Below are 21,606 nucleotides of genomic sequence, written 5' to 3' on the forward strand. Positions count from 1 at the left end.
TAATGAAATATAATATAGAAATATTGGCGTTAATATTTATGTTTTAGGCGATGTTATCGAAATGACACAACAATGCCTTTATTTTTTCACGCTTTGGTAACTTCGCTTCCTCATTTAGTAGTCATCAATTCTTTCAATCCGAACGTGGATTGTTGGCTAAACCCGGCGCTGTTGCATTGTTTTGCGTGGCGCAGCCCGGTCTAAAAGGAGACTAAAATGCGCAACCTGATGATGACCCTTATGGCTTCCGCTATGCTGATCGGCGCCGCTTCCCTGGCCCATGCGGCCGATGCGATCGACGAAGTGCCGGCCGCCCCTGAGGCGCAGGACACGGTCAGCGGTCCGACCGGCTGGGACGGCGGCTATGTCGGTGCCAAGCTTGGCTATCAGTGGGGCAAGACTAAGGAAGGCGGTCACTATGACGCCAACGGCCTCGGCACCGGCGTCTACACCGGCTACAACATCCAGAACGGCAAGATTGTGTACGGCCCGGAAGCCGACCTGAACTATTCCGGCATCGATCACACGACCAATGGCGTCAAGACCCAGCAGCAGCTCAACGGCTCGCTCCGCGGCCGCGTCGGCTATGACCTCGACCCCGTGCTGCTCTACGGCACCGCCGGTCTGGCTATCAGTGACGTCAAGTCGCAAGACGCGACCTCGTCTGAAAGCAACACGCTGTTCGGCCTGACTGCAGGCGCCGGTGCGGAAACCAAGATCACCGATTCGATCACGGCCCGCGCCGAATATCGCTACACCGACTATAAGCGCCAGAATTTCGACCTCGACAGCGGCTCCGATCGCCGTGGTCTGAAGACCCATGAGCTGAACCTCGGCCTCGGCGTCCGCTTCTGATCATCTCCCTGACTGACCTCCAACCTCCAGGCCCCGTCTTCCAAAAGGCGGGGTTTTTCTTCACCGCGCCTCAGCCGGTGAAATACCGGAACTTTCATATCATGCCGAAGTTTATCCTTCGTCCCGTCAAGAGGGAGAAAGGATTGCATCATGGCAAAATATCTCGACAATCCCGACGGCTATTTTCGTGCGCGCCGCGAAGAAGAGCAAGACGCGCCGGTCACCCTCACCGCGACCGAAGCGCGGCAGGGCAGTTGGGGCAAACCTGTGCTTTACGTTCTGGTTTGCGGCCTCATTCTGGCGATGATCGCCTGGTGGGGCGCCGAATATTATGGCTCCAAGATCGCGCCGCCGGTCGACAAGACGACCACCTCATCTGTCGACAGGGCGCCTGCGACCACGCCCGCTGTCAATGACAACCAGCCGAAAGGCCAGCCGATACAGAAGTCGCCGACCATCCAGGACTCGACCAAGATGTAACGAATGGTCTGCAGCCGCCCGCTGTCAAAGCGGGCTTTGGTTGCGTAGTTGAATAAGGCCGGATCTGTATCCGGCCTACATGTATGACTCAGGTAGCCGGAGCCTGCGGCTTCAGTTTTGGATAGTCCGGAAAAGCCTTCTCGAAGCGCTCTTGCCAGCCCTTCAGCTTGTCGCGGCCCTTTTCCCATTCACCGGCAAAGCGCAGTTCGAGATAGCCGAGCATGGCCGCCATGGCGAAATGCCCGCCGTTCATCCGCTTCAGTCCGCCCGGAGGATTGGCATTGAGGTGATCGAGTCCGCGCGCCGCCTTTTCCCACTGCCTGTCGATCCAGGGCTGGTAGACCTTCTCCGGCGGACGGAAGCGCTTTTCATAGACAATCGCCAGCAGGCAATCGGTGATTCCGTCGCAGAGTGCTTCGAGGGTTTCGGCCTCTGTGCGTCGTTCGTCATTGCGCGGATAGAGCTTATGCTCCGCCGAGCGGTTGAGGAACTGCATGATCGCGACGCTGTCATAGATCGGCCGATCGTCGCCGCGCAGCAGAACCGGGATTTTGCCGAGCGGATTGCTGGCGATGAGGTCTTCGGGCGCACCGTCCGTCTTGGTCGGCACGGCCTCGATTTCGATGCCGAGATGTCGTGCCGCCATCAGCACCTTGGCGGAATAAGGCGATGTCGATGAATAGAAAAGTTTCATGATGGCTCATTCCTTCAGGGGATGGGCGGAAGCGTGACTATATTCTGCCGGCAGCTCTGCCGGGCGACTTCGCCGCACGAGCGGAAGTCGAGCGATTTCGTCATGCAGATGCGGATCTCCGCCAGTTGGCCGTCTTCGCAGGTGACCGCGATGCCGTCCCGCCGCAGACCGGGGTTGACGTTGATCATCAGGTTCTCGATGTCGTCGGTCCTGAGCTTGCGGTTCATGCTGCCGCTGAAAATGACCGGCGGTATCTGGACCTTTGAAAAGGCTGCGCGCAACTGACCGAAAAAGCGTTCCTGGCTGAGGCCGGAGCAGGTGCCGTGCGTGCGCCATTCATGTCCGGCAAGCCCGGCCGATGGGACGATGTCGTACAGGCTGCGGATCAGATTGCTGGGCACTCGATCCGGCTCGGAACTCTGGCAGTTCTCGGGATAGCCATGCTCGTTCTGCGGCCATAGACCATGCACGACGAGACTATACCGATGCTTGCCGTTGCATTGCGGCGTCCGCCCGCCGGCGTCATGCCCGGCACACCAGGTCGGTGACCAGGACAGCGACAGAACGTAGAAATCGAATTCGGCAGCGACGGCAGGTCGCGACAAAGCAAGGCCCGCGATCAGCGTCCATCCGGCAAGCATCACGCGGAGCAGGCGTCGCATCCTGTCGTTCCTCACCAGCCAAGGGTGTCGCGGATCGTCGAGCAATCCTTGCCGTAGACATGCCAGGGGTCGAGCCCTGCGACGCAGAATTCCACGTTGTCCGTGCCTGGCACGCCGGCGAAACCCCAAGGCCTGGCGATCAGATACCACATGTCGCGGCGGCTGCCATCGCTCAGTGCCGCGGTCGCGTGGCAAAACTGCCGACCGACATCGTGATATTCGTCGCGCTGACGCTCATAGGTCATCGTCGGATTGACGATCTCCTGCAGCTTCAGTCCGGCTTCATTGTAGTGGCGGAATTTCAATGCGAAATCGAACTTCAGCTGGCGGGCGACCCATCTCGCATCGCATTGCGGGCTGGAATCCAGAACCGGCCAGGCGAAGGCGCTCCCTGTGTTTATCGAAAGGGTTGCGACGACAAAGCCGAGCGCGAGCAGGAAACGAAGGGCAGACATGGTATTTCTCCGTAGGAGACGCCAGCATTGGTCGCTTCGTCCTATCAGGTCAAGAGCATTCCGGCCACAGTCCCCACCGCTGTCAATCCGCGGCCCAGAGCACCTTATGGGCGTCGAGGAAGTCGACCGAATGGATTACGGTGCCAGCCTCGCCGAGGAAGCAGACATTGTAGTTCGGCGCGAAGGCGCCATAGCCCATGCGCTCGACGATGCCGGAAAAATCCGGCCAGCAGACGTGGTTGGTGGAGCGCGGCGCCGAGAACGGAATGCCGCAGACCTGCCCGCTCAGCGTGAAATGGCAATGACCGAAGAAAATATGCCGGATCGTCTCCCGATGGCGGCGCAAAATGGCGTGGAAATCTGCTTCGTGCACGATGCCGATCGCATCGGCATTGGCGACATGCACCGGCAGCGGATTGTGGTGCATGAACAGCCACACCGGTTTTCCCGAAGTTTCGGCCTGTTCCAGCACGCGGCTCAACCACACTTGCCGTTTTGCGTCATAATGGCCGGCATGGGTGCCGGGCTCGGCAGTGTCGAGATAGACGAAGAGACCGGCATCCGTGTCCTCAGTCCATTGCACATAGCCGTTCTCATCGCGCTCGGCATCGCTGAACAGCGAGGCGAAGGTCTCGCGGTTGTCATGGTTGCCGATCAGCAGGCGAGGCGAGAGCCGGTCCTTGAGAGGCGAGGCGTCCAGAATGGTTTTTAGCTGCTTATAACTGTCGGCTTTGCCGTAGTGGGTCAGGTCACCGGTGATGACGATACGGTCGGCATCGGCGTGGAATTCGGCGACATGGCCGAGGCAGGCCTCGAAATTGCCGATGGGATCAAAGCCCAGAATGGGTTCCGGATTGATGTGAATGTCGGAGATGTGGACGAGTTTCATGGCTGGTGTATCACTTTGGAACGAGGCATTGCTTGATAAAGCGGCTTTTCCCTCCTTTTTGTGACAGGTTTCAAGTCCCCATTCCGTCCTGGCTCCGGAATTGTACTTTTTTGGTCCGCAGAACCGCGGTTCGTCAGCTCCGCTATGCTGTTTAACCAATTCGTAAATCAAGAGAATTAGTAATGAGACATATTCCTGATTTCGCGCCATGAAGGATGCGTCCATGAGCCCGACATTTCGCCGTCTCCTGAAAGATCGTTCGGGCAATTTCGCCCTCATGTTCGGCCTGCTGACGATTCCGATCGTGTCGGCGCTCGGCTGCGCAGTCGACCTCAGCTATGCGCTAACGGCTCAGAGGCAGTTGCAGCAGTCGGCGGATTCGGCGGCGGTATCCGCCCTTGCAGAGCAGTCGGTCGGCGTCATCGCAGCATTGAAGAACGGAACCATTGGCACAGTCGATGTGGCCAACACTGACGCTGGCGCAATTTCAAGGCGAATCTCGACCCCAAGCTCGCCTCCTACGTGACCGACTATCACATGAACATACAACGCACCGCGACGCAGTTCACCTCGACGGTAACCTTTACGGCAAAAGTGCCCACCAGCTTTCTCGGCATTATCGGCAAGAATTTCGTCACGGTTTCAGGGAGTTCACAGGGAAGCTATGTGCCGGCAACCTACACCGATTTCTACCTCATGCTGGATAACTCGCCGTCAATGGGCCTGGGCGCGACCACGGCCGACATCACCGCCCTGCAGAACGCGACGAAGAACAACAAGAATGACGCGAATTGCGCCTTCGCCTGTCACGACACGAGCGGTGTGAGCGATTACTATACTCTGGCCAAGTCGCTCAACATCACCACGCGCATTCAAGTGGTTGCCAAGGCTGCGCAGGCCATGATGACGACCGCGGCGTCGAACCGCAAATATTCCGACCAATATCGGATGTCAGTCTATTCCATGGGCACTGACGCCGCCACCGAGCAACTGACCAATGTTGCGCCGCTTTCCTACGACCTGACGACGGTGGCCAGCAAGACGGCAACCATAGATCTGATGACGATCAAGGGAAACAACTACAACAAGGACCAGCAAACCGACCTGCTGTCCAACCTGACCAGCCTCAAGACCACCATCGGTACCAGCGGAACAGGTCTGGATGCCACCAGTCCGCAGAAGGTGCTTTTCCTGGTCAGCGATGGGGTTGAGGACGCCAACCGTCCGACCGGCTGCCTGAAGACGGTCACCAGCAGCACGCGGTGCCAGCAGCCACTTGATTCGTCGATCTGCACGAAGATCAAGGCCAATGGCGTGCGCATAGCCGTACTCTATACGACCTACCAGCCAGTCACGGCCAATTCATGGTATAATAGCTGGATCAAGCCGTTCAGCACTGAGATCAATCCTGCCATGAAGGCCTGTGCCAGCGATGGTCTGTTCTTCGAAGTCAGCCCATCGGATGGCATTACCGAGGCGATGAATGCGCTGTTCCTCAAGATCGTCAATGTTCCCAGACTAACGGGCTAACTTGTTACCCCGTTAGTCTCCGGCTGACGGGGGTAACCCGTCATGTCCAGGCTGACGGGGTAACCCGTCATGTCCAGGCTGACGTAACCGTTGATCACTCGCCGCGGATCCAGACAGTCCGACTGCCGGCGAAGCGGTCCTGCGCTATCACGTTCGTGAGCCACGGCAAGAGTGTGTCGAGTTCGTCCTTGAGTGTATAGGGCGGGTTGACGATGATCAGGCCCGAGCCCGATAGGCCGGTTGTATCGCGATCGTTGCGGACGGACAGTTCGGCGCAGAGTATTTTCTGGATGCCCAGCGCTTCCAGCGCCGCGTGAAAAGCCTTGATCGGCGCGCCCTGCTTCAGCGGATACCAGAGGCAATAAACGCCGCCTGGAAATTTTCGCCAGGCCTTGCCGAGCCCATCGGCAAGCCGCCGATATTCGCCCTCCAGCTCGAAGGGTGGGTCGACGAGGATCAGCCCGCGCTTCTCCTTTGGCGGCAGATGCGCGTTGAGCGCCAGCCAGCCGTCGAGATGCGTCGCGCGCGTCTGGAAATCGCCGATGAAGTTTGCCGCCAGCGCTTCATAGTCGGCCGGGTGGAGTTCCATCAGCGATAGCCGATCTTCCTTGCGCAGCATCAGGCGCGAGATTTTCGGCGAGCCTGGATAGAGCCTCACGCCGCCGTCGGGGTTGAGTGCCCGCACGGTCTGCAGATAGGGTTCGATCAGCGGCGCAACGGACGAGGGTAGTGACGCCCCCATCACCCGGCCGATGCCATCGCGCCACTCGCCGGTCTTCTGCGCCTCTTCGGAGGAAAGATCATAGACACCAATGCCGGCATGGGTATCGATCACCCGGAACGGCTTGTCCTTCTGCTTGAGATAGGCGATCAGCCGCGCAAGCACCGCATGCTTGAAGACATCGGCGAAATTGCCGGCATGATAGATATGGCGGTAGTTCATGGGTCGGATGAATTTTCCTGATGTGCACTGCGGCAACTTTTCCCGCGCGCCGGCTTCGATTATACAATTGCCATGAACATTGCGACCCGCATACCGGAAAAAATCACGATCGGTCATTCGGCCTGCCCGCATGACTGTCCCTCCACCTGCGCGCTCGAGGTCGAGATCCAGGCTGACGGCCGCATCGGCCGCGTCCGCGGTGCCGCCGACAACAGCTACACGGCCGGCGTCATCTGCGCCAAGGTCGCCCGCTATGCCGAGCGGCTCTATCATCCGGATCGGCTGATGCATCCCATGCGTCGCAAGGGCGCCAAGGGGGAGGGGAACTGGCAGCGCATCGACTGGACCGATGCGCTCGACGAGATCGCCGATGCTTTCCTCAAGGCCGAAGCCCGTTATGGCGCCGAAACCGTCTGGCCCTATTTCTACGCCGGCACGATGGGCTGGGTGCAGCGCGATTCCATCGAGCGCCTCCGCCACGCCAAGAAATATTCCGGCTTCTTCGATTCCATCTGCACCAACCCGGCCTGGTCCGGTTATTATATGGGAACCGGCGCACTGCGCGGCCCCGATCCGCGCGAAATGGCCAAGGCGGATTGCGTCGTGATCTGGGGCACCAATGCCGTGACGACCCAGATCAACGTGATGACGCATGCCACCCGCGCCCGCAAGGATCGCGGTGCAAAGATCGTCGTCGTCGACATCTACGACAATCCGACGATGAAGCAGGCCGATATCAAGTTGATCCTCAGGCCGGGATCGGACGCGGCACTCGCCTGCGCCGCCATGCATATCGCCTTCCGCGACGGCTATGCCGACCGCGGCTATATGGCGAAATATGCCGACGATCCAGTTGGTCTCGAAGCGCATCTTGCAACGAAGACGCCGGAATGGGCGGCCGCGATCACCGGCCTGTCAGTCGAGGAGATCGAGGCGTTCGGAAAACTGGTGGGCACGACGAAGAAGACCTATTTCCGCCTCGGCTACGGTTTTTCCCGCAGCCGCAATGGCACGGTCTCCATGCATGCGGCGCTAAGCCTGCCGACCGTGCTCGGTTCCTGGCAATATGAAGGCGGCGGTGGCTTCCATACCAATGCCGCGATCTTTGGCATGAAGAACGACCTTTTGACGGGCCAGGGTTTTGCCGACCGGAATGTCCGCCAGCTCGACCAGTCCGAGCTCGGTCGCATCCTGACCGGCGACGCCAAGGCATTGCGTCATGGCCCGCCGGTGACCGCGATGCTGATCCAGAACACCAATCCGGTCAACGTCATGCCCGAGCAGCGGCTGGTCAAGCGCGGCTTCCTGCGCGACGACCTTTTTGTCGCCGTGCACGAGCAGTTCGTGACCGAGACCGCCGAACTGGCCGACATCGTCCTGCCCGCCACCATGTTCGTCGAGCATGACGACATCTACAAGGCCGGAGGCCAGAGCCACATCGTGCTCGGCCCGAAACTGGTCGAGCCGCCATCCACCGTGCGCACCAACCTCTTCGTCATCGAGGAACTCGCCAAGCGCCTCGGCGTGTCGCACATGCCGGGCTTTGGGTTGAGCGAGCGCGAGCATATCGACGAAATCCTCTCGGGCGATGGCATGCCGGATTACGAAGAGCTCGAAGCCGAGAAGTGGCACGATCGCCAGCCGGATTTCGACACAGCCCACTATGTCAGAGGCTTCGGCCATCCCGACGGTAAGTTCCGTTTCAAGCCCGACTGGATCGGCCAGCGCGGCTCGATCCGTCCACCTGATAATGTCGGCCTGCTGGGGCCGGTCAGCCAATTGCCGGCCTTCCCGGATTTCTGCCCGGTGATCGAACTGCCGGATGCCGATCATCCCTACCGCCTCGCGACCCCACCGGCGCGCAACTATCTCAATTCCACCTTCTCCGAGACCAAGACCTCGCGCGAGAAGGAGGGCCGGCCGGAGGTGATGATTTCGCCTGACGATGCCGAGCGGGAAGGGGTCGCCAATGGCGACATCGTCACCCTCGGCAATCTGCGCGGCGCGCTGCGCATCCACGCCAGAGTGAGCGATTTGACCAGGCCCGGCGTGCTGATCGCCGAAGGCCTGTGGCCGAACAAGGCGCATCTCGACGGCGAGGGCATCAATGTTCTGACCGGTGCCGACAATATCGCGCCACATGGCGGCGTCGGCGTGCACGACAATCGCGTCTGGCTCCGGACCTCCAACAAAACCGCATCGGTCGCCTGACCGGTGTTTTCGTTACCTGCCGCATTGCCAATCCTCCCCGATCACCAGGAAAGTAGCGTGAATTCATGGATGCCAAGACCGAACCGAAAGTGAAAATCCTTTCGTCCGAAACGCTCTCCAAGCGTTTCGTCCATCTGCAGAAAGTCACGGTCGAGCACGAGACGCTGGCCGGCGGCCGCCAGACCGTGGTGCGCGAGATCCACGACCACGGCAATGCCGCCACGATCCTGCTCTATGACGTTAGGCGCAAAAGCGTGATCTTCGTCCGCCAGCTCCGCGTGCCGCCCGTCATGAACGGCGACGATGGTTTTATGATCGAAACCCCGGCTGGCCTGCTCGACAAGGACGATTCGCTGACCGCCATCATCCGCGAAGCGATGGAGGAAACCGGCTATCGCATCGACCGCGCCGACTATCTCTTCGACGCCTATATGTCGCCCGGCACGCTGACAGAAAAGGTCAGCTTCTTCGCCGCCGAGATCGACGTGACGATGAAATCCGGCACGGGCGGCGGTTTGGAGGAAGAGGGGGAGGACATCGAAATCCTCGAAATCCCGCTCGCTGACGCCTATGAAATGATCGGCACGGGCAAGATCTGCGACGCCAAGACGATCATGCTGCTGCAATGGGCGAAGATGAAGTACGGCGCCTGAAGCGCATTATCATCTCGCGCGCCACCGTCATCTGACAGCGCCTGGAAAAGGCCGGTGCAGGATCAGTCCTGCACCGGGCGCCGATCATCCGGCTACAGTGTGAATGCGGTCGCATCCAGTTCGGCCAGCGACGTCGCCTGAACGATAAGTTTGTCGCCGTGTCCGAATGAAAGCCAGACATCCGATCCATGTTGCGACATGTGTGATTGGATATCCGAAACGCTGGTAATGCCGGCGAAGTTCTTCAGGTGGATCGTATCTTCGCCGTCGATATAGTCGGTGATCGTGTCCACCTGATCACCCTTGCCGAAGACGAAAATGTCGTTGCCGGCGCCGCCGGTGAGCAAATCGTTGCCGGCCTTGCCGCCGATCGTATCTTCTCCGCCCATGCCGAAGAGGTGATTGTCACCCTTGTTTCCGTAAACAAGGTTATTCAGGTCATTGCCATGGCCGTTGAGGTTGCCCTTGCCGAGCAGGTAGAGAAAGTCGACATTGGCATCCAGGGTGGCGCTCGCGTAGCTTTTCACCGTGTCGAGGCCTTTGCCGGCATTTTCGAGCACATGCTGTCCTTTGCCGAGGATATACGTATCGCTTCCATCGCCGCCGGCGACGCTCGTATACGTGCCGAGATGACTGTCGAAATAGTCGTTTCCGTCGCCGAGATCGATCAGTCCCTGAATAGTACCTGTATTGGTCACCCGCGTGACCCCACCAGACGAGCCGTCCGTGATCGCAGCCTCATTGCCGGAAATCTTGCCCATGTTGTCGATGGTCGCGGTCCCCGAGGTTCCGAGCAGATAGATTGCCACATGGCTGACATCGATCGATCCGCCTGCCTGATTGACGATATGAGTGCCCTTTTCCGCGGACTCAAACCCGCCATAACCAGTGACCGAACCGGAATTCGTAAAGGAAGTGCCTTCGCCGCCATAGAGTGCAACATAGGTGGCGGTGATGTCGCCGTGGTTCACAATCGTATTGTCGGCACCTGAAAGGTAGGCGGCTGTTTTTGTGTTGGTGATCGAATTGGCGCCGAACAGAACCGAGTTGCCGTCGGTTTGCAGATCAATGGCAGACGCATCTGGCGCCGTCAGGGTTCCGAGAATTTGGATATCGCTGTGACCGGCTGCAGGGGTATCGTCGATAGCCGGCATGCCGGTGATTTTGAAAGTGGCACCTTCGGATAAAATCCATGTGTCATTCGCTGTTGTTATATGCCAGGGTTTCGTTCTCGTGCCTGTGATTGTATGCGTCGCCATCGGGACCTCTTAAGCGTTGATACCCCCCTCAACGTTTCACAGGCCAAGGTTATTTTGTTGCAAGGCAGCCGGTTGGAGAACGGCGGTGCTTTAACGATGGTCGGCACGGCTTGTGACGTTGCCCCAGCAGTGGTTGCTTGCATTGCGCGGAGTTGCGCAGAGATACGGGCTAAAACTGTCCCTTCAGCCCGAACGAGATCGTTGCTGAACTGAAATCGCCGCCGGCGTCATTCTTGTCATGAAAGACTTTGCCGTTCTTCTCGTTGATCGTCTTGGTGTCGGCGCGTGTCTTGAACATCCGGTCGAACGAGCCGCTGAGATAAAGCGACATCCGCTGTGAAAGGGCGTAATTCACCGAACTGGTCAGCGAGGCGGTCGGTGTTGCGTCCAAATTATCGATGAACCTCAGGCTGCGTACCCAATGGTCGTCGATATCATAGCCATTGACGGAGACGCCTCCGCGCAGCGCACTCGAGAATGACCAGGCCCCTTCCTTGTGGCTGAGATTGAGTCCTAGATAGGGAACAGGCCAGACCTGCCGGAAGGTGATACCCTTCTGGTTCGGGTCGAAATGGCCATGCATGTCGCGAAAGCCGTTGCCGCTATAGATATAGGAACCACCCCAGGCGGACCATTGCACGTCGGTATATTTGAACCCGGCGCCGAGGCCGATATCTGTGTTGTCGCGGGACACAAGCGTCCGCCCGACTTCCGCGCCGAGCGCGAAATAGTGATTGAGCCGCGTGTCGGGGTGGAGCGACCTGTCCGACCAGGGGTTGCCGGGTTTCAGCCAGTCATAGTCGACGAGATGTCCATCGCCATTGAAACCGACCATGCCCTCCGCGCTGGCATACCAGTCATGGTCCAGGTCGACGGTGATCATGCCGTTGATGGTATTGACGTAACGGCTTTTCCAGATCAGCTGCGAGACCTTGACCGGGCCCTGATAGACATATTCATTCGCCTTGATCGCTGAAATGCCGAAGCTGCCGGTGAAGGTTACGGTGCCATCCAGCGATTGCAGCTTGATGTCGCCGGCCTGCGCCGCGCCAGCGGTTGCAACGAGTAAGGTCGTCAGAAATACGCGCCGCATCGGCACCCCCCGGCTGATATCCGAGAGCGATGATAGGGCAGAGCCGGACACGCATCAATGGGTTGAGGCTGCCAGTTCGGAGGCCTTGACAAGGCTCGCGTAAGCTGCCGAAGCCGAAAGCCGGGCCATTGGCGTACCGCGATCGAGACGCGAGGCGATCGACAGTGCGGTGACGCTGCAATTGCCCGATTTTTCCCGGATCGCCTGGCATGTGTCGGCGACGTCCTCGTAGATACGGCGGCGCTGACTGGCGGACTGTTCGAAATAGATGCGGCTGTTGGTCGCCGCCCGGCCGGGGCTGGAGCGGGTGAGCATGAATTCGTAATGGGTCGCGGGATCGGACTTGCCAAACGGATGGATTTCCGAGAAGGCGAGCTGCAGTTGGTATTCGTAGCCGGTATCACCGAGCGGTCGGCCGGTTGCGGACATCACGGTGCATTGCGAGGCGAGTGTGCCGATCAGCAGCGCGCATTCCTCCTMGCCCTTGCTCTGGATCTTCTGCGCCGCCTTGTCGAGCAGGCCGTCCTGGCTGGTTTCCGTGTGCTTCGTCTTCATGTCGTCGAGCGGTTCCTGGACAGTAACCACGACGCGCCGCTCGGGCACCAGGTCGGCATGACTGGCGAGCAGCCGATAGGCATGTTGGTTGGTCGTGCTCTTCAGGCTTTCCGGATCGACATTGGTGTTGAGTGCCAGCGCCTCGGACTTCCACTCAGTCTCGCGCACGGAAATGTCGCTGCCGAGCATTGCAAGATTGGCGGCATTGTAGATTTGCAGGCCGACAAGCGTCGTGAAGGGAACGACGACGAGCACGCCGAGCGCGATCAGGAATGTCTGCTGCCCCTTTGAAAGCGAGGCGAAATAGGAAAAGAATCTCTTCATGGTCTGCCGCTTCCGATAGCGGTGCCAGTGAACGGCTGGGCGCGTTAAGGTGGGCTTAACAACGCGTACGGCGAGGGCGGAGGCGGCCACGCATTTGGTATGACAGTTCAGGAGAGCTTGCGGGGTTCCAAGGCATTTTAGCAATCTGTCTTCTTGTGATGCTTTCGGGGCTTGCCGGTCCGGCTTGGCGTTGCAAAAGGCCCCTCGTCCGCGGAGATCGGCGACATCATCGAGATCATCGAGCCAATGGCGGCTTCGCGCGATATTCTACCTCTTCCCATGCACAGGATGAGAGCAGCGGTGAGCAGCATCGGATCGTCCATATCCCGGCCGGGTGGCATAAGGAATGAGCGTTCGGTAACGCAAACGCATGAGTGTGTAATAAATTGTCACAAAATCAAAGGTTTAACGATATGTTATCATCTGCTGTTGTTCTCTGTTGGTTACCGTCCGGTGTGCCTATCGATCCCTGACTGTGAGGTTCCAATGTTTTTCGACGATGATGAAGCTACGAATGCGGCGGTGCATACCAAGCAAATGCTCCTCGACACGCAGCAGCGCATGGGTATCATGTTGGATTCAATGCCGATGGGACTGATCATCCACACCCAGCAAGGCATCATCTTTGCCAACCGAGAGGCCGCGAATTTGCTTCAAGTGGGGCAGGATGAACTCGTCGGCATGCATTTCCTTGATTTCGTTGGGGAGGACTTCACCGAGGCCAGCAGACATATGGATGCTGCTTTCCATGCGGACATAATGGCACATGCGACCGAACTCACGCTGCGCAATCCCGTCCGGCCGCGTACGATCAACCTCATCGCCGGCCCGCTGCCGTGGCAGGGAAATTCCGTCATCCAGCTTCTGCTGCAGGACATCACGGACCTGAAGGAGAAGGAAGAAGCCCTGCGCAGGCTCACCATCACCGATGAACTCACCGGGGCCTACAATCGGCGATACGCCTTCGAGGTCGGCCGGGCGTCGGTCGCTTCAAGCGCCGTGGAAGGCAGTGTCTGCGTCATCGCCATGGACATCGATCATTTCAAGAAGATCAACGACGTCTATGGCCATGCCGCGGGCGACAGGGCGCTCAAGCTCTTTTCATCGCTGGTCGGCGATTTCAGCTCGTCAGAGAATCTCGATTGCACATTTGCAAGGATTGGTGGCGAAGAGTTCGTTGCTATCTTACCTTCGTCCGACATCCGGACGGCAGCGTCATTTGCCGAGCGTCTGCGCCTGCGCATCGCCGCGCTGACTGTCGACACACCTGACGCGGCGTTCCAATTTACCGTCTCTTTCGGCGTTGCGGCGAGCCGTGGCGCCAAGGACACGTTCGAAGCGCAGCTCGGGCGCGCTGATGCGGCTCTATATGCGGCGAAGCATGGAGGAAGGAATCGCGTCGTCGTGGAAAGCGATGCGCACAGCCCGCAGGAAACAGCCACCGCAGCTTGATTCGCCGGACAAGCCTGGGTGATCCTGCATCGCCAATCGGCAGTCCCTGTCTCGGCGACCTATCCGAGCGAGACGAGTCTGGCTTGATCGTCCGTTGAGCCGCTGCCGTTCGCCACCTTGCCCACCGCCTCTCTATAAAGCCGATGCTCCGCCGTCAACACCCGTGCCGCCAGCGTCTCGGCAGTGTCGCCGTCAAGCACGGGCACGACCGCCTGGGCGACGATCGGACCTTCGTCGACGCCTTCGGTGACATAATGCACCGAGCAGCCGGCCACCTTCATGCCGGCGTCGAGCGCTCGCTGATGGGTGTGCAGGCCCGGAAACAGCGGCAGCAGCGATGGATGGATATTGATAATGCGATGCTCATAGGCCGAGATGAAGTCCACGGACAGCAGACGCATGTAACCGGCAAGGCAGATCAGGTCTGGGTGGATTTCGTCGAGGAAATCGAGGATGGCGCGCTCATGCTCGACCTTGGAGGCGAAATCCCTTCGCTCGAACGCGGCAGTGCGGATACCCCGTACCTGCGCCTTGGCGAGCCCGCCGGCATCCTTCTTGTCGGAAACCACCGCGACGAATTCCACAGGATAGGCCGCATCCTTGGCGGCTTCGATCAGCGCTGCCATGTTCGAGCCGCCGCCCGAGATGAAGATCACGGCACGTTTGCGCGTCATAGGCCGAGGCTGCCCTTATAGGCAACGCCCGGCGCGCCTTCGGCACGGGCGATCATCCGGCCGAGCTCGACCACAGTTTCGCCCTCTGCCGTCAGGATTGCGGCCACTGCATCCACCTTGTCGACCGGCACGACGGCGATCATGCCGATGCCGCAATTGAACGTGCGCAGCATTTCGCGCTCGGCGACACCGCCCGTGGACGCCAGCCAGCGGAACACCGGCTTGACGGGGATGGAGCCAAGTTCGACCTCGGCGGCAAGCGTCTTGGGCAGCACGCGCGGAATGTTTTCCGGAAAACCGCCGCCGGTGATATGGGCCAGCGCCTTGATCGCACCGGTTTCACGGATCGCCTTGAGCAACGGCTTCACATAGATCTTCGTCGGCGTCAGCAGCGCCTCGGCGAGCGTCTTTTCGGCGTCGAACGGCGCCTTCGCATCCCAGCCGAGTCCGGAGAGCTCGACAATCTTGCGCACCAGCGAATAGCCGTTGGAATGGACGCCGGAAGAGGCGAGCCCGAGGATCACATCGCCTTCGGCAACATCGCCCTTCGGCAGCAATTGCCCGCGCTCGGCAGCACCCACCGCAAAGCCAGCGAGGTCATAGTCGCCCTCGCGATACATGCCCGGCATTTCGGCTGTCTCACCGCCGATCAGCGCCGCACCCGCCTGCCGGCAGCCCTCGGCAATGCCGGCGACGATCGCCGCACCCTGGTCCGGATCGAGCTTGCCGGTGGCGAAATAGTCGAGGAAGAGCAGCGGCTCGGCCGCCTGCACGACGAGGTCGTTGACGCACATGGCGACGAGGTCGATACCGACCGTATCGTGCTTGCCGGCATCGATGGCGACCTTGAGCTTGGTGCCGACGCCGTCATTGGCCGCCACCAGGATCGGATCGGCAAAGCCGGCCGCCTTGAGATCAAAGAGGCCGCCGAAGCCGCCGATCTCGACATCGGCGCCCGGCCGCCGGGTGGAACGCACCAGCGGCTTGATCTTTTCGACCATGAGATTGCCGGCATCGATATCGACGCCCGCATCGCTATAGGTCAGGCCGTTTCTCTTGGCGTCGGTCATCGCGCTCTCCGGTGGTTCCGCGTTTTCCGCGCAATGGCATGCCGGAGAGGGATTTTCAAGAAAGAGCGGCGCGAGAAAGGCGAATAGTTGTTGGAATTGGCAGATTCCTGCGGCGACGGCCTGTGGCCGTCAGATATAAAGTGGCGCCATCCGCCGCCAGGCGCCGGCGCGATGGGCGCGGCCGTCCCAGAAATGCAGCTGGTGCTGTACGCCTTTTGCGGCGAGCACGTGGCTCAGATGCCGGTTGTTGTCGATGAACGGGTCCTCATTGCCGATGGTGAGCACGATCTCCATCTGCCGGAGTTTCGACAGCCGCCATTCGCAATCGAGGCCGGGCAGGAAATGGCTCGGCATGTGATAGTAGATCGTATCGTCGTAATAGCCGTCGAACAGATCGCCGAAACATTCGACTTTCATCGTCAGGTCGTAGCGTCCGGAAAAGGCGACAAGTTTGCGAAACAGGTGCGGATGGCGGAAGACCAGGTTCGCAGCCTGGTAGGCGCCGAGGCTGCAGCCCTGCACGATGGTGCAGTCATGGCTGTTCTTCTCGGCCATCAGCGGCAGCACTTCATGGAGCACATAGTCCTCGAGCGCAGCGTGCCGGCGAATGCGGTCGGCAGGGTGCCAGCCGGAGCCATAAAAGCTTTCGTTGGCCAGTCCTTCGATACAGTAAAGTTGCAGTTGGCCGGCGGAAACTTTATCGGCCAGGCTGCCGACAATGCCGAGTTCCTCATATTCCCAAAAGCGGCCGTCGCGCGTGGGAAACATCAGCACCTTGGCGCCGGCATGGCCGAACACCAGAAGCTCCATGTCACGATGGAGGCGCGGACTGTACCAGCGGAGATATTCGCGGTTCATCGAAGAACTGTCTGACCTTTTCGCGGAGCGTGTTTTCCTGTTCCATGCTACCTGAATATTCGAAATGGCCCGCGTCTAATATGAAGGTTTCATAAAACTTTGATGACTCGAGCGCATTGGCGATGGAGAACTGGCAGGGCGGCGCCACCGCCGGGTCGAAGAGGGCCGCGGCCACCAGCATCGGCACTTTGATCCTTGTGGCGGCGATCGCCGCATCATAACGGCGCAGCATCTCGTGCACCTCGGGATGCCTCTTCGCATAGATCTGTACGCTCGCGGCACTGCCCGTCGTCGGCAGCGTCAGCCAGAGCGGCCGGTTGCCGAAGGTCGGCACATTGAGATAGCCGCGATCGATGCGCGGGTCGAACGGGATGCCGAGCGCACCGATGCCGCCGCCGAAGCTGATGCCGCTATAGCCCACCTTGCCGTCGAGCCAAGGATAGAGCGCGATCAGCGTCGACACCGCCACCCAGAGGTCGTCGACGCAGCCGGCGATGATGTAGGAATCCGGCTTGTCGATATCGTGCAGCACATGCCAGACGGAATTGGTCGAGATCGGCGGGCGGGCGCTGCGCGACAGGCCGCGATAGCAGGGAAAGAGGATCGCCGTTTCCTCGACCGGAATGTCGAAATCCGGCGCCTCGCGGCCGCTATAGCCATGGCCGACAACCAGCCCGCGCCGGATCACGCCCGTCTTCGGCAAAAGCAGCCAGCCGCCGATCCTGAAGGCGCCCGTCGACATATAGGTGATGTCGAACACGTCCCAGTCCGGATGCCGGCTGGCACTGCGGCGGAGCTGGAATTGCGTCTCGACCGCCAGCGCCTGTTGATAGCGGCCTTCCCAGAATTCATCGAAACCCGGCGGTGCATCCGGCGGCCGGATCGCCCGCAACTGGTCGAGCGTCATGCCGTAGGTGGGATCGAAGGGGAAGGCATGCTCAGTCGGTACGGTCATGAAATCGGCTTTGTCGCAGGACTCGGAGACGAAGACCGGCATGCCACAAAACCATCAGCCTGTCTCGCTTTCGGCCGGATCCGCTGCCGGTTGTCCCGGTGGAATAGCTCGTTTAGAGGGATTGTTCCGCAGTCGAAGCAGCAGAGGTGAATGAGATGCCGACCGAAAGAATGCACGCGGATGAATTGATGATCGACGAAACTCTTGTGCGTCGGCTGATCGTCTCGCAGTTTCCGCAATGGTCGGATCTGGAAATCCGACGTGTCRCATCGACTGGGACGGACAATGCCATGTTCCGCCTCGGCGACGACATGGTGGTGCGGATGCCGCGCATTCACTGGGCCGTCGATGGTATCGGCAACGAACAGGCATGGTTGCCGCATTTCGTTGGACGATTGTCTGTTTCGATCCCGCGCTTGCTCGGCAGGGGCGTACCTGGCGAAGGCTATCCATGGTGCTGGTCGGTGATGAGCTGGCTCGAAGGCCGCAATCCCGTGGTCGGCGCTATTGCCGATCCAACGCGCCTTGTCCGCTCGCTCGCGGATTTCATTCTGTCATTGAGACATATGCCGCCTGCAGAAGGCGCAATCATGCGCCGCCAATTGCCGGCATTCGACGAACAGGTACGCCGCGACATCAAGGCGCTTGAAGGCGAAATCGACACGGTTGCCGTGACGATGATCTGGGAGGCAGCGCTCCAGGCGCCTCGCTGGACGGCGCCGCCGGTTTGGCTGCACGGCGATCTGGCGTCGGGCAATTTGCTCCTCGTCGATGACCGGTTTGCCGCCGTGATTGATTTCTCCGGCATCGGAGTCGGCGACCCCTGTGACGACCTGCAGATGGCCTGGAACCTGTTGCCGGCAGATGTGCGGCCGCTGCTGCGGCAGATGGTTGGCGCAGACGACGCGACCTGGACGCGGGCGAGGGCACGTGCGCTGGCTCAGGCGCTTGTGCAACTGCCTTATTATTGGGACACCAACCTGCCCTTGGCGGAGAGTGCTCGGCATGTCATCAGCGAAATCCTTACGGAGCACGCAGCCGGTCTTTGTTGACATGGGTGGCGGCTGCTGGGTCGCAAATGCTTGACCGTCTCCGCCATGCCTCGTATTGCCTTGCATGAACCGACCATAGCGAGCGCACCATGGCCCCCCACATCACAGGCAAGGTCCTTAGCCGGCAGATTTACTTCTGGCTGCTCGTACTCGCCCTGTTCATCGCCTTTTTGTGGCTGTTTTCCACGATCTTGCTGCCCTTTTTGGCGGGGATGGCGCTTGCCTACTTCCTTGATCCGGTTGCCGACCGGCTGCAGCGCATTGGCCTCAGCCGCCTCGCCGCAACCACGTTCATCCTTCTGTCGTCCATTGTTTTGCTGGTCGTCGCGCTCATCATCATCGTGCCGTCGCTGGCGGCCCAGGCGGTCGATTTCGGCGCTAAGGTTCCGGGCTATGTGACGCAGTTGCAGCATATGGTGACCGACAGCAATTCGCATCTGGTGCCGGCCTGGCTCAAATCGCAGATGGGCAACATCAAGGACGATCTGTCGAAATATATCGGCCAGGGCGTCAGCTTCATCATCGGCGTCTTCGTGCAGATCTGGTCGTCGGGCAAGGCGTTGGTCGACGTCATGTCCCTGCTGGTGATCACGCCCGTTGTTGCCTTTTACCTGCTGCTCGACTGGGACAACATGGTGGCCAAGCTCGACAGCTGGGTGCCGCGTGACTATCTCGCCACGGTCCGCGACCTCGCTTCCCAGATGAACGATGCGATTGCCGGCTTCGTGCGCGGGCAGGGCACCATCTGCCTGATCCTGGCGATCTTCTACGGCTCGGCGCTCTCGGCGGCCGGGCTGAATTTCGGCCTGCTGATCGGCATCATGTCCGGGGTGATTTCCTTCGTGCCCTATCTCGGCTCGCTGCTTGGCTTCATGGTGTCCATCGGCATTGCACTCGTGCAGTTCTGGCCGAATTATCCGTGGGTTATCCTGATTGCCGGAATCTTTTTGTTCGGTCAGTTCATGGATGGCTATATCCTGCAGCCAAAACTCATCGGCGAAAAGGTCGGCCTGCATCCGGTCTGGCTGATGTTCTCGCTGCTCGCCTTCGGGGCGCTGTTCGGTTTCGTTGGCTTGATGGTGGCCGTTCCAACCTCGGCCTCCATCGCGGTGCTGGTGCGTTATGCGATTTCGCGGTATCTTGAGAGTGATTTGTATCACGGCGTGTCCGGGCCGGAGGCACTTGAAGAAGGTCCTGCTGCCATCGCCGTGAACACGACCTCGGTGATCACCCTCGAGAAGTAAGATGAGTTCCGCCGAGAAGAAAAACCAGCGCTCCAAGCAGTTGCCGCTCTCCTTTGCCCATCAGCCGGCGAGCGGACGCGACGATCTCGTCGTGTCCGAACCGCTGAGCGCTGCCGCTGCGATTATCGACCGCTGGCCGGACTGGCCGTCGCCAGTGGTGATCATCAGCGGGCCGCCGGGTTCCGGCAAGTCGCATCTTGCCGAGGTCTGGCGCAAGCGGAGCGGCGCCTCCCTGATTTCGGCCAAGCCGGGGAGCGATGCAGTGCTCAAAGCCGAAGAGGGGTCCGCTCTGCTGGAAGACGCCGATCGCGAGGGTTTTGACGAGACGACCCTGTTCCACGTCATCAATGCGGTGCGTGCCCATGGCAGGAGCCTGCTGATCACCGCGCGCAGCCGCCCTGCAGCCTGGAACGTCGACCTGCCTGACCTCGCCTCGCGGCTAAAGGCGGCGACTATTGTCGAGATTGGCTCGCCCGACGAGGCGCTGCTCGGCCAGATCCTGATAAAGCTGTTTGCCGACCGGCAATTGATGGTCGACGACAAGCTGATCGACTACATCGTCAGCCGCATGGAGCGCTCGCTGGAAGCGGCACAGAAGATCGTCGTCAGGCTCGACCATCTGGCTCTGGCAAGAGGCGGCAAGATCACACGCGCGCTCGCGGCCGAAGTGCTGAACGAACATCAAGCTGACGCTTGACTGTCATCCAACTATCGTCATCCTGTGATCATCACATTGGAAAAGACGGACAAAGCGATGAATTTCGAGACGGAAATTCCCATGAGCGCGACTGCGTTGGAGACGAATTCGTTGGTGGCGCCACTGGATGCGATCCCCGAATCGGGTCTGCGCAGCAGTCCGGATCGTTTCATCAACCGGGAATTTTCCTGGCTGCAGTTCAATCGTCGCGTCCTCGAGGAAACCCTCAACACCAACCATCCGCTGCTCGAACGCGTCCGCTTCCTGTCGATTTCCGCCGACAATCTCGACGAGTTCTTCATGGTGCGTGTCGCCGGCCTTGAAGGCCAGGTGCGCGCCGGCATCACGATCAAGAGCCCGGATGGTCGCTCGCCGAGCGAGCAGCTCGAGGCGATCCTCAAGGAAATCAACAATCTGCAGATGGAGCAGCAGGCGGCTCTGGCCGTGCTGCAGCAATATCTGGCGCGCGAGGACATCCTCATCGTCCGGCCGGGCGCGATCGGCAAGGAAGACAAGCGCTGGCTGGAAAAGGAATTCGACGAGGCGATCTTCCCGGTCCTGACGCCGCTCTGCATCGACCCGGCCCATCCGTTCCCGTTCATTCCGAATCTCGGCTTTTCCATGGGCCTGCAGCTGACCAGCCTGTCGGGCAAGGAGCCGATGACGGCGCTGATCCGCCTGCCGCCGGCGCTCGACCGCTTCGTCCGCCTACCCGACCAGAGCGGTGTGCTGCGCTACATCACGCTCGAAGACACGGTGCTGATGTTCATCGAAAAACTGTTCCCAGGCTATAAGGTCAATGGCTGGGGCACGTTCCGGGTCATTCGCGACAGCGATATCGAAGTCGAGGAAGAAGCCGAAGACCTGGTGCAGTTCCTGATTCAGGCCGCGCGCGATCCGGATGTCGTGGCGATCAAGCAGACGCTCTACCGCACCTCGAATGACAGCCCGATCGTCCGCGCCCTGATCGACGCCGCCGAAGCCGGCAAGTCGGTGACGGC

23 protein-coding genes are annotated in these 21,606 nt (G+C 60.0%); 11 read left to right on the forward strand and 12 right to left on the reverse strand.

Annotated features, from left to right (window positions below):
* Positions 1-216: 216 nt before the first annotated feature.
* A complete protein-coding gene (locus AC1DYF_RS09925; RefSeq protein WP_477876548.1) occupies positions 217-855 on the forward strand; it encodes an outer membrane protein in 639 nt (212 codons plus the stop codon).
* Positions 856-1,005: 150 nt separating this feature from the next.
* Positions 1,006-1,335 carry a hypothetical protein gene (locus AC1DYF_RS09930; protein ID WP_477876549.1) on the forward strand — a complete coding sequence of 110 codons (330 nt, stop codon included), beginning with the start codon at positions 1,006-1,008 and terminating at the stop codon, positions 1,333-1,335.
* A gap of 88 nt (positions 1,336-1,423) precedes the next feature.
* On the opposite strand, the gene AC1DYF_RS09935 is transcribed toward AC1DYF_RS09930, so the two are convergent.
* The 4 genes from AC1DYF_RS09935 to AC1DYF_RS09950 all read right to left on the reverse strand — a co-directional run bounded on the left by AC1DYF_RS09935 (position 1,424) and on the right by AC1DYF_RS09950 (position 4,035).
* The gene (locus AC1DYF_RS09935; RefSeq protein ID WP_477876550.1) at positions 1,424-2,029 is read right to left on the reverse strand and encodes a glutathione S-transferase family protein; all 606 of its coding nucleotides are present in this window, start codon (positions 2,027-2,029) and stop codon (positions 1,424-1,426) included.
* A 14-nt stretch (positions 2,030-2,043) separates the two neighbouring features.
* Positions 2,044-2,691, reverse strand: coding sequence for a ribonuclease T2 family protein (locus AC1DYF_RS09940; RefSeq protein ID WP_477876551.1), 648 nt, complete (start codon positions 2,689-2,691; stop codon positions 2,044-2,046).
* An 11-nt stretch (positions 2,692-2,702) separates the two neighbouring features.
* Positions 2,703-3,146 carry a hypothetical protein gene (locus AC1DYF_RS09945; RefSeq protein ID WP_477876552.1) on the reverse strand — a complete coding sequence of 148 codons (444 nt, stop codon included), beginning with the start codon at positions 3,144-3,146 and terminating at the stop codon, positions 2,703-2,705.
* An 82-nt stretch (positions 3,147-3,228) separates the two neighbouring features.
* Positions 3,229-4,035, reverse strand: a complete 807-nt coding sequence (locus tag AC1DYF_RS09950) for a metallophosphoesterase (protein ID WP_477876553.1) — start codon at positions 4,033-4,035, stop codon at positions 3,229-3,231.
* Positions 4,036-4,258: 223 nt separating this feature from the next.
* On the opposite strand from AC1DYF_RS09950, the gene AC1DYF_RS09955 reads away from it, so the two are divergent.
* A complete protein-coding gene (locus AC1DYF_RS09955; RefSeq protein WP_477876554.1) occupies positions 4,259-4,561 on the forward strand; it encodes a TadE/TadG family type IV pilus assembly protein in 303 nt (100 codons plus the stop codon).
* 11 nt (positions 4,562-4,572) lie between these two features.
* Positions 4,573-5,565 carry a hypothetical protein gene (locus AC1DYF_RS09960; protein WP_477876555.1) on the forward strand — a complete coding sequence of 331 codons (993 nt, stop codon included), beginning with the start codon at positions 4,573-4,575 and terminating at the stop codon, positions 5,563-5,565.
* Positions 5,566-5,659: 94 nt separating this feature from the next.
* On the opposite strand, the gene AC1DYF_RS09965 is transcribed toward AC1DYF_RS09960, so the two are convergent.
* On the reverse strand, positions 5,660-6,508 hold the full coding sequence (locus AC1DYF_RS09965) for a 23S rRNA (adenine(2030)-N(6))-methyltransferase RlmJ (protein ID WP_477876556.1): 849 nt from the start codon (positions 6,506-6,508) through the stop codon (positions 5,660-5,662).
* A 72-nt stretch (positions 6,509-6,580) separates the two neighbouring features.
* On the opposite strand from AC1DYF_RS09965, the gene AC1DYF_RS09970 reads away from it, so the two are divergent.
* A complete protein-coding gene (locus tag AC1DYF_RS09970) occupies positions 6,581-8,719 on the forward strand; it encodes a molybdopterin oxidoreductase family protein (protein WP_477876557.1) in 2,139 nt (712 codons plus the stop codon).
* Positions 8,720-8,784: 65 nt separating this feature from the next.
* Entirely contained in the window at positions 8,785-9,372 is a 588-nt protein-coding gene (locus AC1DYF_RS09975) for an NUDIX domain-containing protein (protein WP_477876558.1), read from the forward strand.
* Positions 9,373-9,464: 92 nt separating this feature from the next.
* Here the strand turns inward: AC1DYF_RS09975 and AC1DYF_RS09980 are convergent, their stop codons facing one another.
* The 3 genes from AC1DYF_RS09980 to AC1DYF_RS09990 all read right to left on the reverse strand — a co-directional run bounded on the left by AC1DYF_RS09980 (position 9,465) and on the right by AC1DYF_RS09990 (position 12,603).
* Positions 9,465-10,526, reverse strand: coding sequence for a calcium-binding protein (locus AC1DYF_RS09980; RefSeq protein ID WP_477876559.1), 1,062 nt, complete (start codon positions 10,524-10,526; stop codon positions 9,465-9,467).
* Between the two features lie 274 nt (positions 10,527-10,800).
* Positions 10,801-11,724, reverse strand: coding sequence for an omptin family outer membrane protease (locus AC1DYF_RS09985; RefSeq protein ID WP_477876560.1), 924 nt, complete (start codon positions 11,722-11,724; stop codon positions 10,801-10,803).
* Positions 11,725-11,778: 54 nt separating this feature from the next.
* Positions 11,779-12,603, reverse strand: coding sequence for a hypothetical protein (locus AC1DYF_RS09990; RefSeq protein WP_477876561.1), 825 nt, complete (start codon positions 12,601-12,603; stop codon positions 11,779-11,781).
* A 486-nt stretch (positions 12,604-13,089) separates the two neighbouring features.
* Between AC1DYF_RS09990 and AC1DYF_RS09995 the strand changes: the two genes are divergently transcribed.
* Entirely contained in the window at positions 13,090-14,055 is a 966-nt protein-coding gene (locus AC1DYF_RS09995) for a GGDEF domain-containing protein (RefSeq protein WP_477876562.1), read from the forward strand.
* A gap of 59 nt (positions 14,056-14,114) precedes the next feature.
* Here AC1DYF_RS09995 and purN read toward each other — a convergent pair whose 3' ends face one another.
* The 4 genes from purN to AC1DYF_RS10015 form a co-directional block, all read right to left on the reverse strand.
* Positions 14,115-14,729, reverse strand: a complete 615-nt coding sequence (gene purN, locus AC1DYF_RS10000; protein ID WP_477876563.1) for a phosphoribosylglycinamide formyltransferase — start codon at positions 14,727-14,729, stop codon at positions 14,115-14,117.
* Positions 14,726-15,799, reverse strand: a complete 1,074-nt coding sequence (purM, locus tag AC1DYF_RS10005) for a phosphoribosylformylglycinamidine cyclo-ligase (protein ID WP_477876564.1) — start codon at positions 15,797-15,799, stop codon at positions 14,726-14,728. The genes purN and purM overlap by 4 nt, the downstream gene beginning before the upstream one ends.
* Before the next feature lie 129 nt (positions 15,800-15,928).
* Complete coding sequence (locus AC1DYF_RS10010; protein ID WP_477876565.1) at positions 15,929-16,657, reverse strand: esterase family protein; 729 nt, start codon at positions 16,655-16,657, stop codon at positions 15,929-15,931.
* A complete protein-coding gene (locus AC1DYF_RS10015; RefSeq protein ID WP_477876578.1) occupies positions 16,611-17,612 on the reverse strand; it encodes an acetylxylan esterase in 1,002 nt (333 codons plus the stop codon). The genes AC1DYF_RS10010 and AC1DYF_RS10015 overlap by 47 nt, the downstream gene beginning before the upstream one ends.
* Positions 17,613-17,800: 188 nt before the next feature.
* On the opposite strand from AC1DYF_RS10015, the gene AC1DYF_RS10020 reads away from it, so the two are divergent.
* The 4 genes from AC1DYF_RS10020 to AC1DYF_RS10035 form a co-directional block, all read left to right on the forward strand.
* On the forward strand, positions 17,801-18,664 hold the full coding sequence (locus tag AC1DYF_RS10020) for an aminoglycoside phosphotransferase family protein (RefSeq protein ID WP_477876566.1): 864 nt from the start codon (positions 17,801-17,803) through the stop codon (positions 18,662-18,664).
* Positions 18,665-18,753: 89 nt separating this feature from the next.
* Positions 18,754-19,908, forward strand: coding sequence for an AI-2E family transporter (locus AC1DYF_RS10025; protein WP_477876567.1), 1,155 nt, complete (start codon positions 18,754-18,756; stop codon positions 19,906-19,908).
* Position 19,909: 1 nt separating this feature from the next.
* Complete coding sequence (gene hdaA, locus AC1DYF_RS10030; RefSeq protein WP_477876568.1) at positions 19,910-20,605, forward strand: DnaA regulatory inactivator HdaA; 696 nt, start codon at positions 19,910-19,912, stop codon at positions 20,603-20,605.
* An 81-nt stretch (positions 20,606-20,686) separates the two neighbouring features.
* Positions 20,687-21,606 (forward strand): polyphosphate kinase (locus tag AC1DYF_RS10035; RefSeq protein WP_477876569.1); only part of this gene is annotated, 920 nt, incomplete at its 3' end.

Source organism: Rhizobium sp. P2_G9, from assembly GCF_056403475.1.

What these genes read in the sequence shown, in the direction of transcription:
- AC1DYF_RS09940 (WP_477876551.1), bottom strand. Translation starts at nt 2,691, where the DNA reads ATGCGACGCCTGCTCCGCGTGATGCTTGCCGGATGGACGCTGATCGCG.
- AC1DYF_RS09925 (WP_477876548.1), top strand. Translation starts at nt 217, where the DNA reads ATGCGCAACCTGATGATGACCCTTATGGCTTCCGCTATGCTGATCGGC.
- AC1DYF_RS09945 (WP_477876552.1), bottom strand. Translation starts at nt 3,146, where the DNA reads ATGTCTGCCCTTCGTTTCCTGCTCGCGCTCGGCTTTGTCGTCGCAACC.
- AC1DYF_RS09980 (WP_477876559.1), bottom strand. Translation starts at nt 10,526, where the DNA reads ATGCCGGCTATCGACGATACCCCTGCAGCCGGTCACAGCGATATCCAA.
- AC1DYF_RS09985 (WP_477876560.1), bottom strand. Translation starts at nt 11,724, where the DNA reads ATGCGGCGCGTATTTCTGACGACCTTACTCGTTGCAACCGCTGGCGCG.
- AC1DYF_RS09975 (WP_477876558.1), top strand. Translation starts at nt 8,785, where the DNA reads ATGGATGCCAAGACCGAACCGAAAGTGAAAATCCTTTCGTCCGAAACG.
- AC1DYF_RS09955 (WP_477876554.1), top strand. Translation starts at nt 4,259, where the DNA reads ATGAGCCCGACATTTCGCCGTCTCCTGAAAGATCGTTCGGGCAATTTC.
- purN (WP_477876563.1), bottom strand. Translation starts at nt 14,729, where the DNA reads ATGACGCGCAAACGTGCCGTGATCTTCATCTCGGGCGGCGGCTCGAAC.
- AC1DYF_RS09960 (WP_477876555.1), top strand. Translation starts at nt 4,573, where the DNA reads ATGAACATACAACGCACCGCGACGCAGTTCACCTCGACGGTAACCTTT.
- AC1DYF_RS09995 (WP_477876562.1), top strand. Translation starts at nt 13,090, where the DNA reads ATGTTTTTCGACGATGATGAAGCTACGAATGCGGCGGTGCATACCAAG.
- AC1DYF_RS09930 (WP_477876549.1), top strand. Translation starts at nt 1,006, where the DNA reads ATGGCAAAATATCTCGACAATCCCGACGGCTATTTTCGTGCGCGCCGC.
- AC1DYF_RS09965 (WP_477876556.1), bottom strand. Translation starts at nt 6,508, where the DNA reads ATGAACTACCGCCATATCTATCATGCCGGCAATTTCGCCGATGTCTTC.
- hdaA (WP_477876568.1), top strand. Translation starts at nt 19,910, where the DNA reads ATGAGTTCCGCCGAGAAGAAAAACCAGCGCTCCAAGCAGTTGCCGCTC.
- purM (WP_477876564.1), bottom strand. Translation starts at nt 15,799, where the DNA reads ATGACCGACGCCAAGAGAAACGGCCTGACCTATAGCGATGCGGGCGTC.
- AC1DYF_RS09935 (WP_477876550.1), bottom strand. Translation starts at nt 2,029, where the DNA reads ATGAAACTTTTCTATTCATCGACATCGCCTTATTCCGCCAAGGTGCTG.
- AC1DYF_RS10015 (WP_477876578.1), bottom strand. Translation starts at nt 17,612, where the DNA reads ATGACCGTACCGACTGAGCATGCCTTCCCCTTCGATCCCACCTACGGC.
- AC1DYF_RS10025 (WP_477876567.1), top strand. Translation starts at nt 18,754, where the DNA reads ATGGCCCCCCACATCACAGGCAAGGTCCTTAGCCGGCAGATTTACTTC.
- AC1DYF_RS09950 (WP_477876553.1), bottom strand. Translation starts at nt 4,035, where the DNA reads ATGAAACTCGTCCACATCTCCGACATTCACATCAATCCGGAACCCATT.
- AC1DYF_RS09970 (WP_477876557.1), top strand. Translation starts at nt 6,581, where the DNA reads ATGAACATTGCGACCCGCATACCGGAAAAAATCACGATCGGTCATTCG.
- AC1DYF_RS10010 (WP_477876565.1), bottom strand. Translation starts at nt 16,657, where the DNA reads ATGAACCGCGAATATCTCCGCTGGTACAGTCCGCGCCTCCATCGTGAC.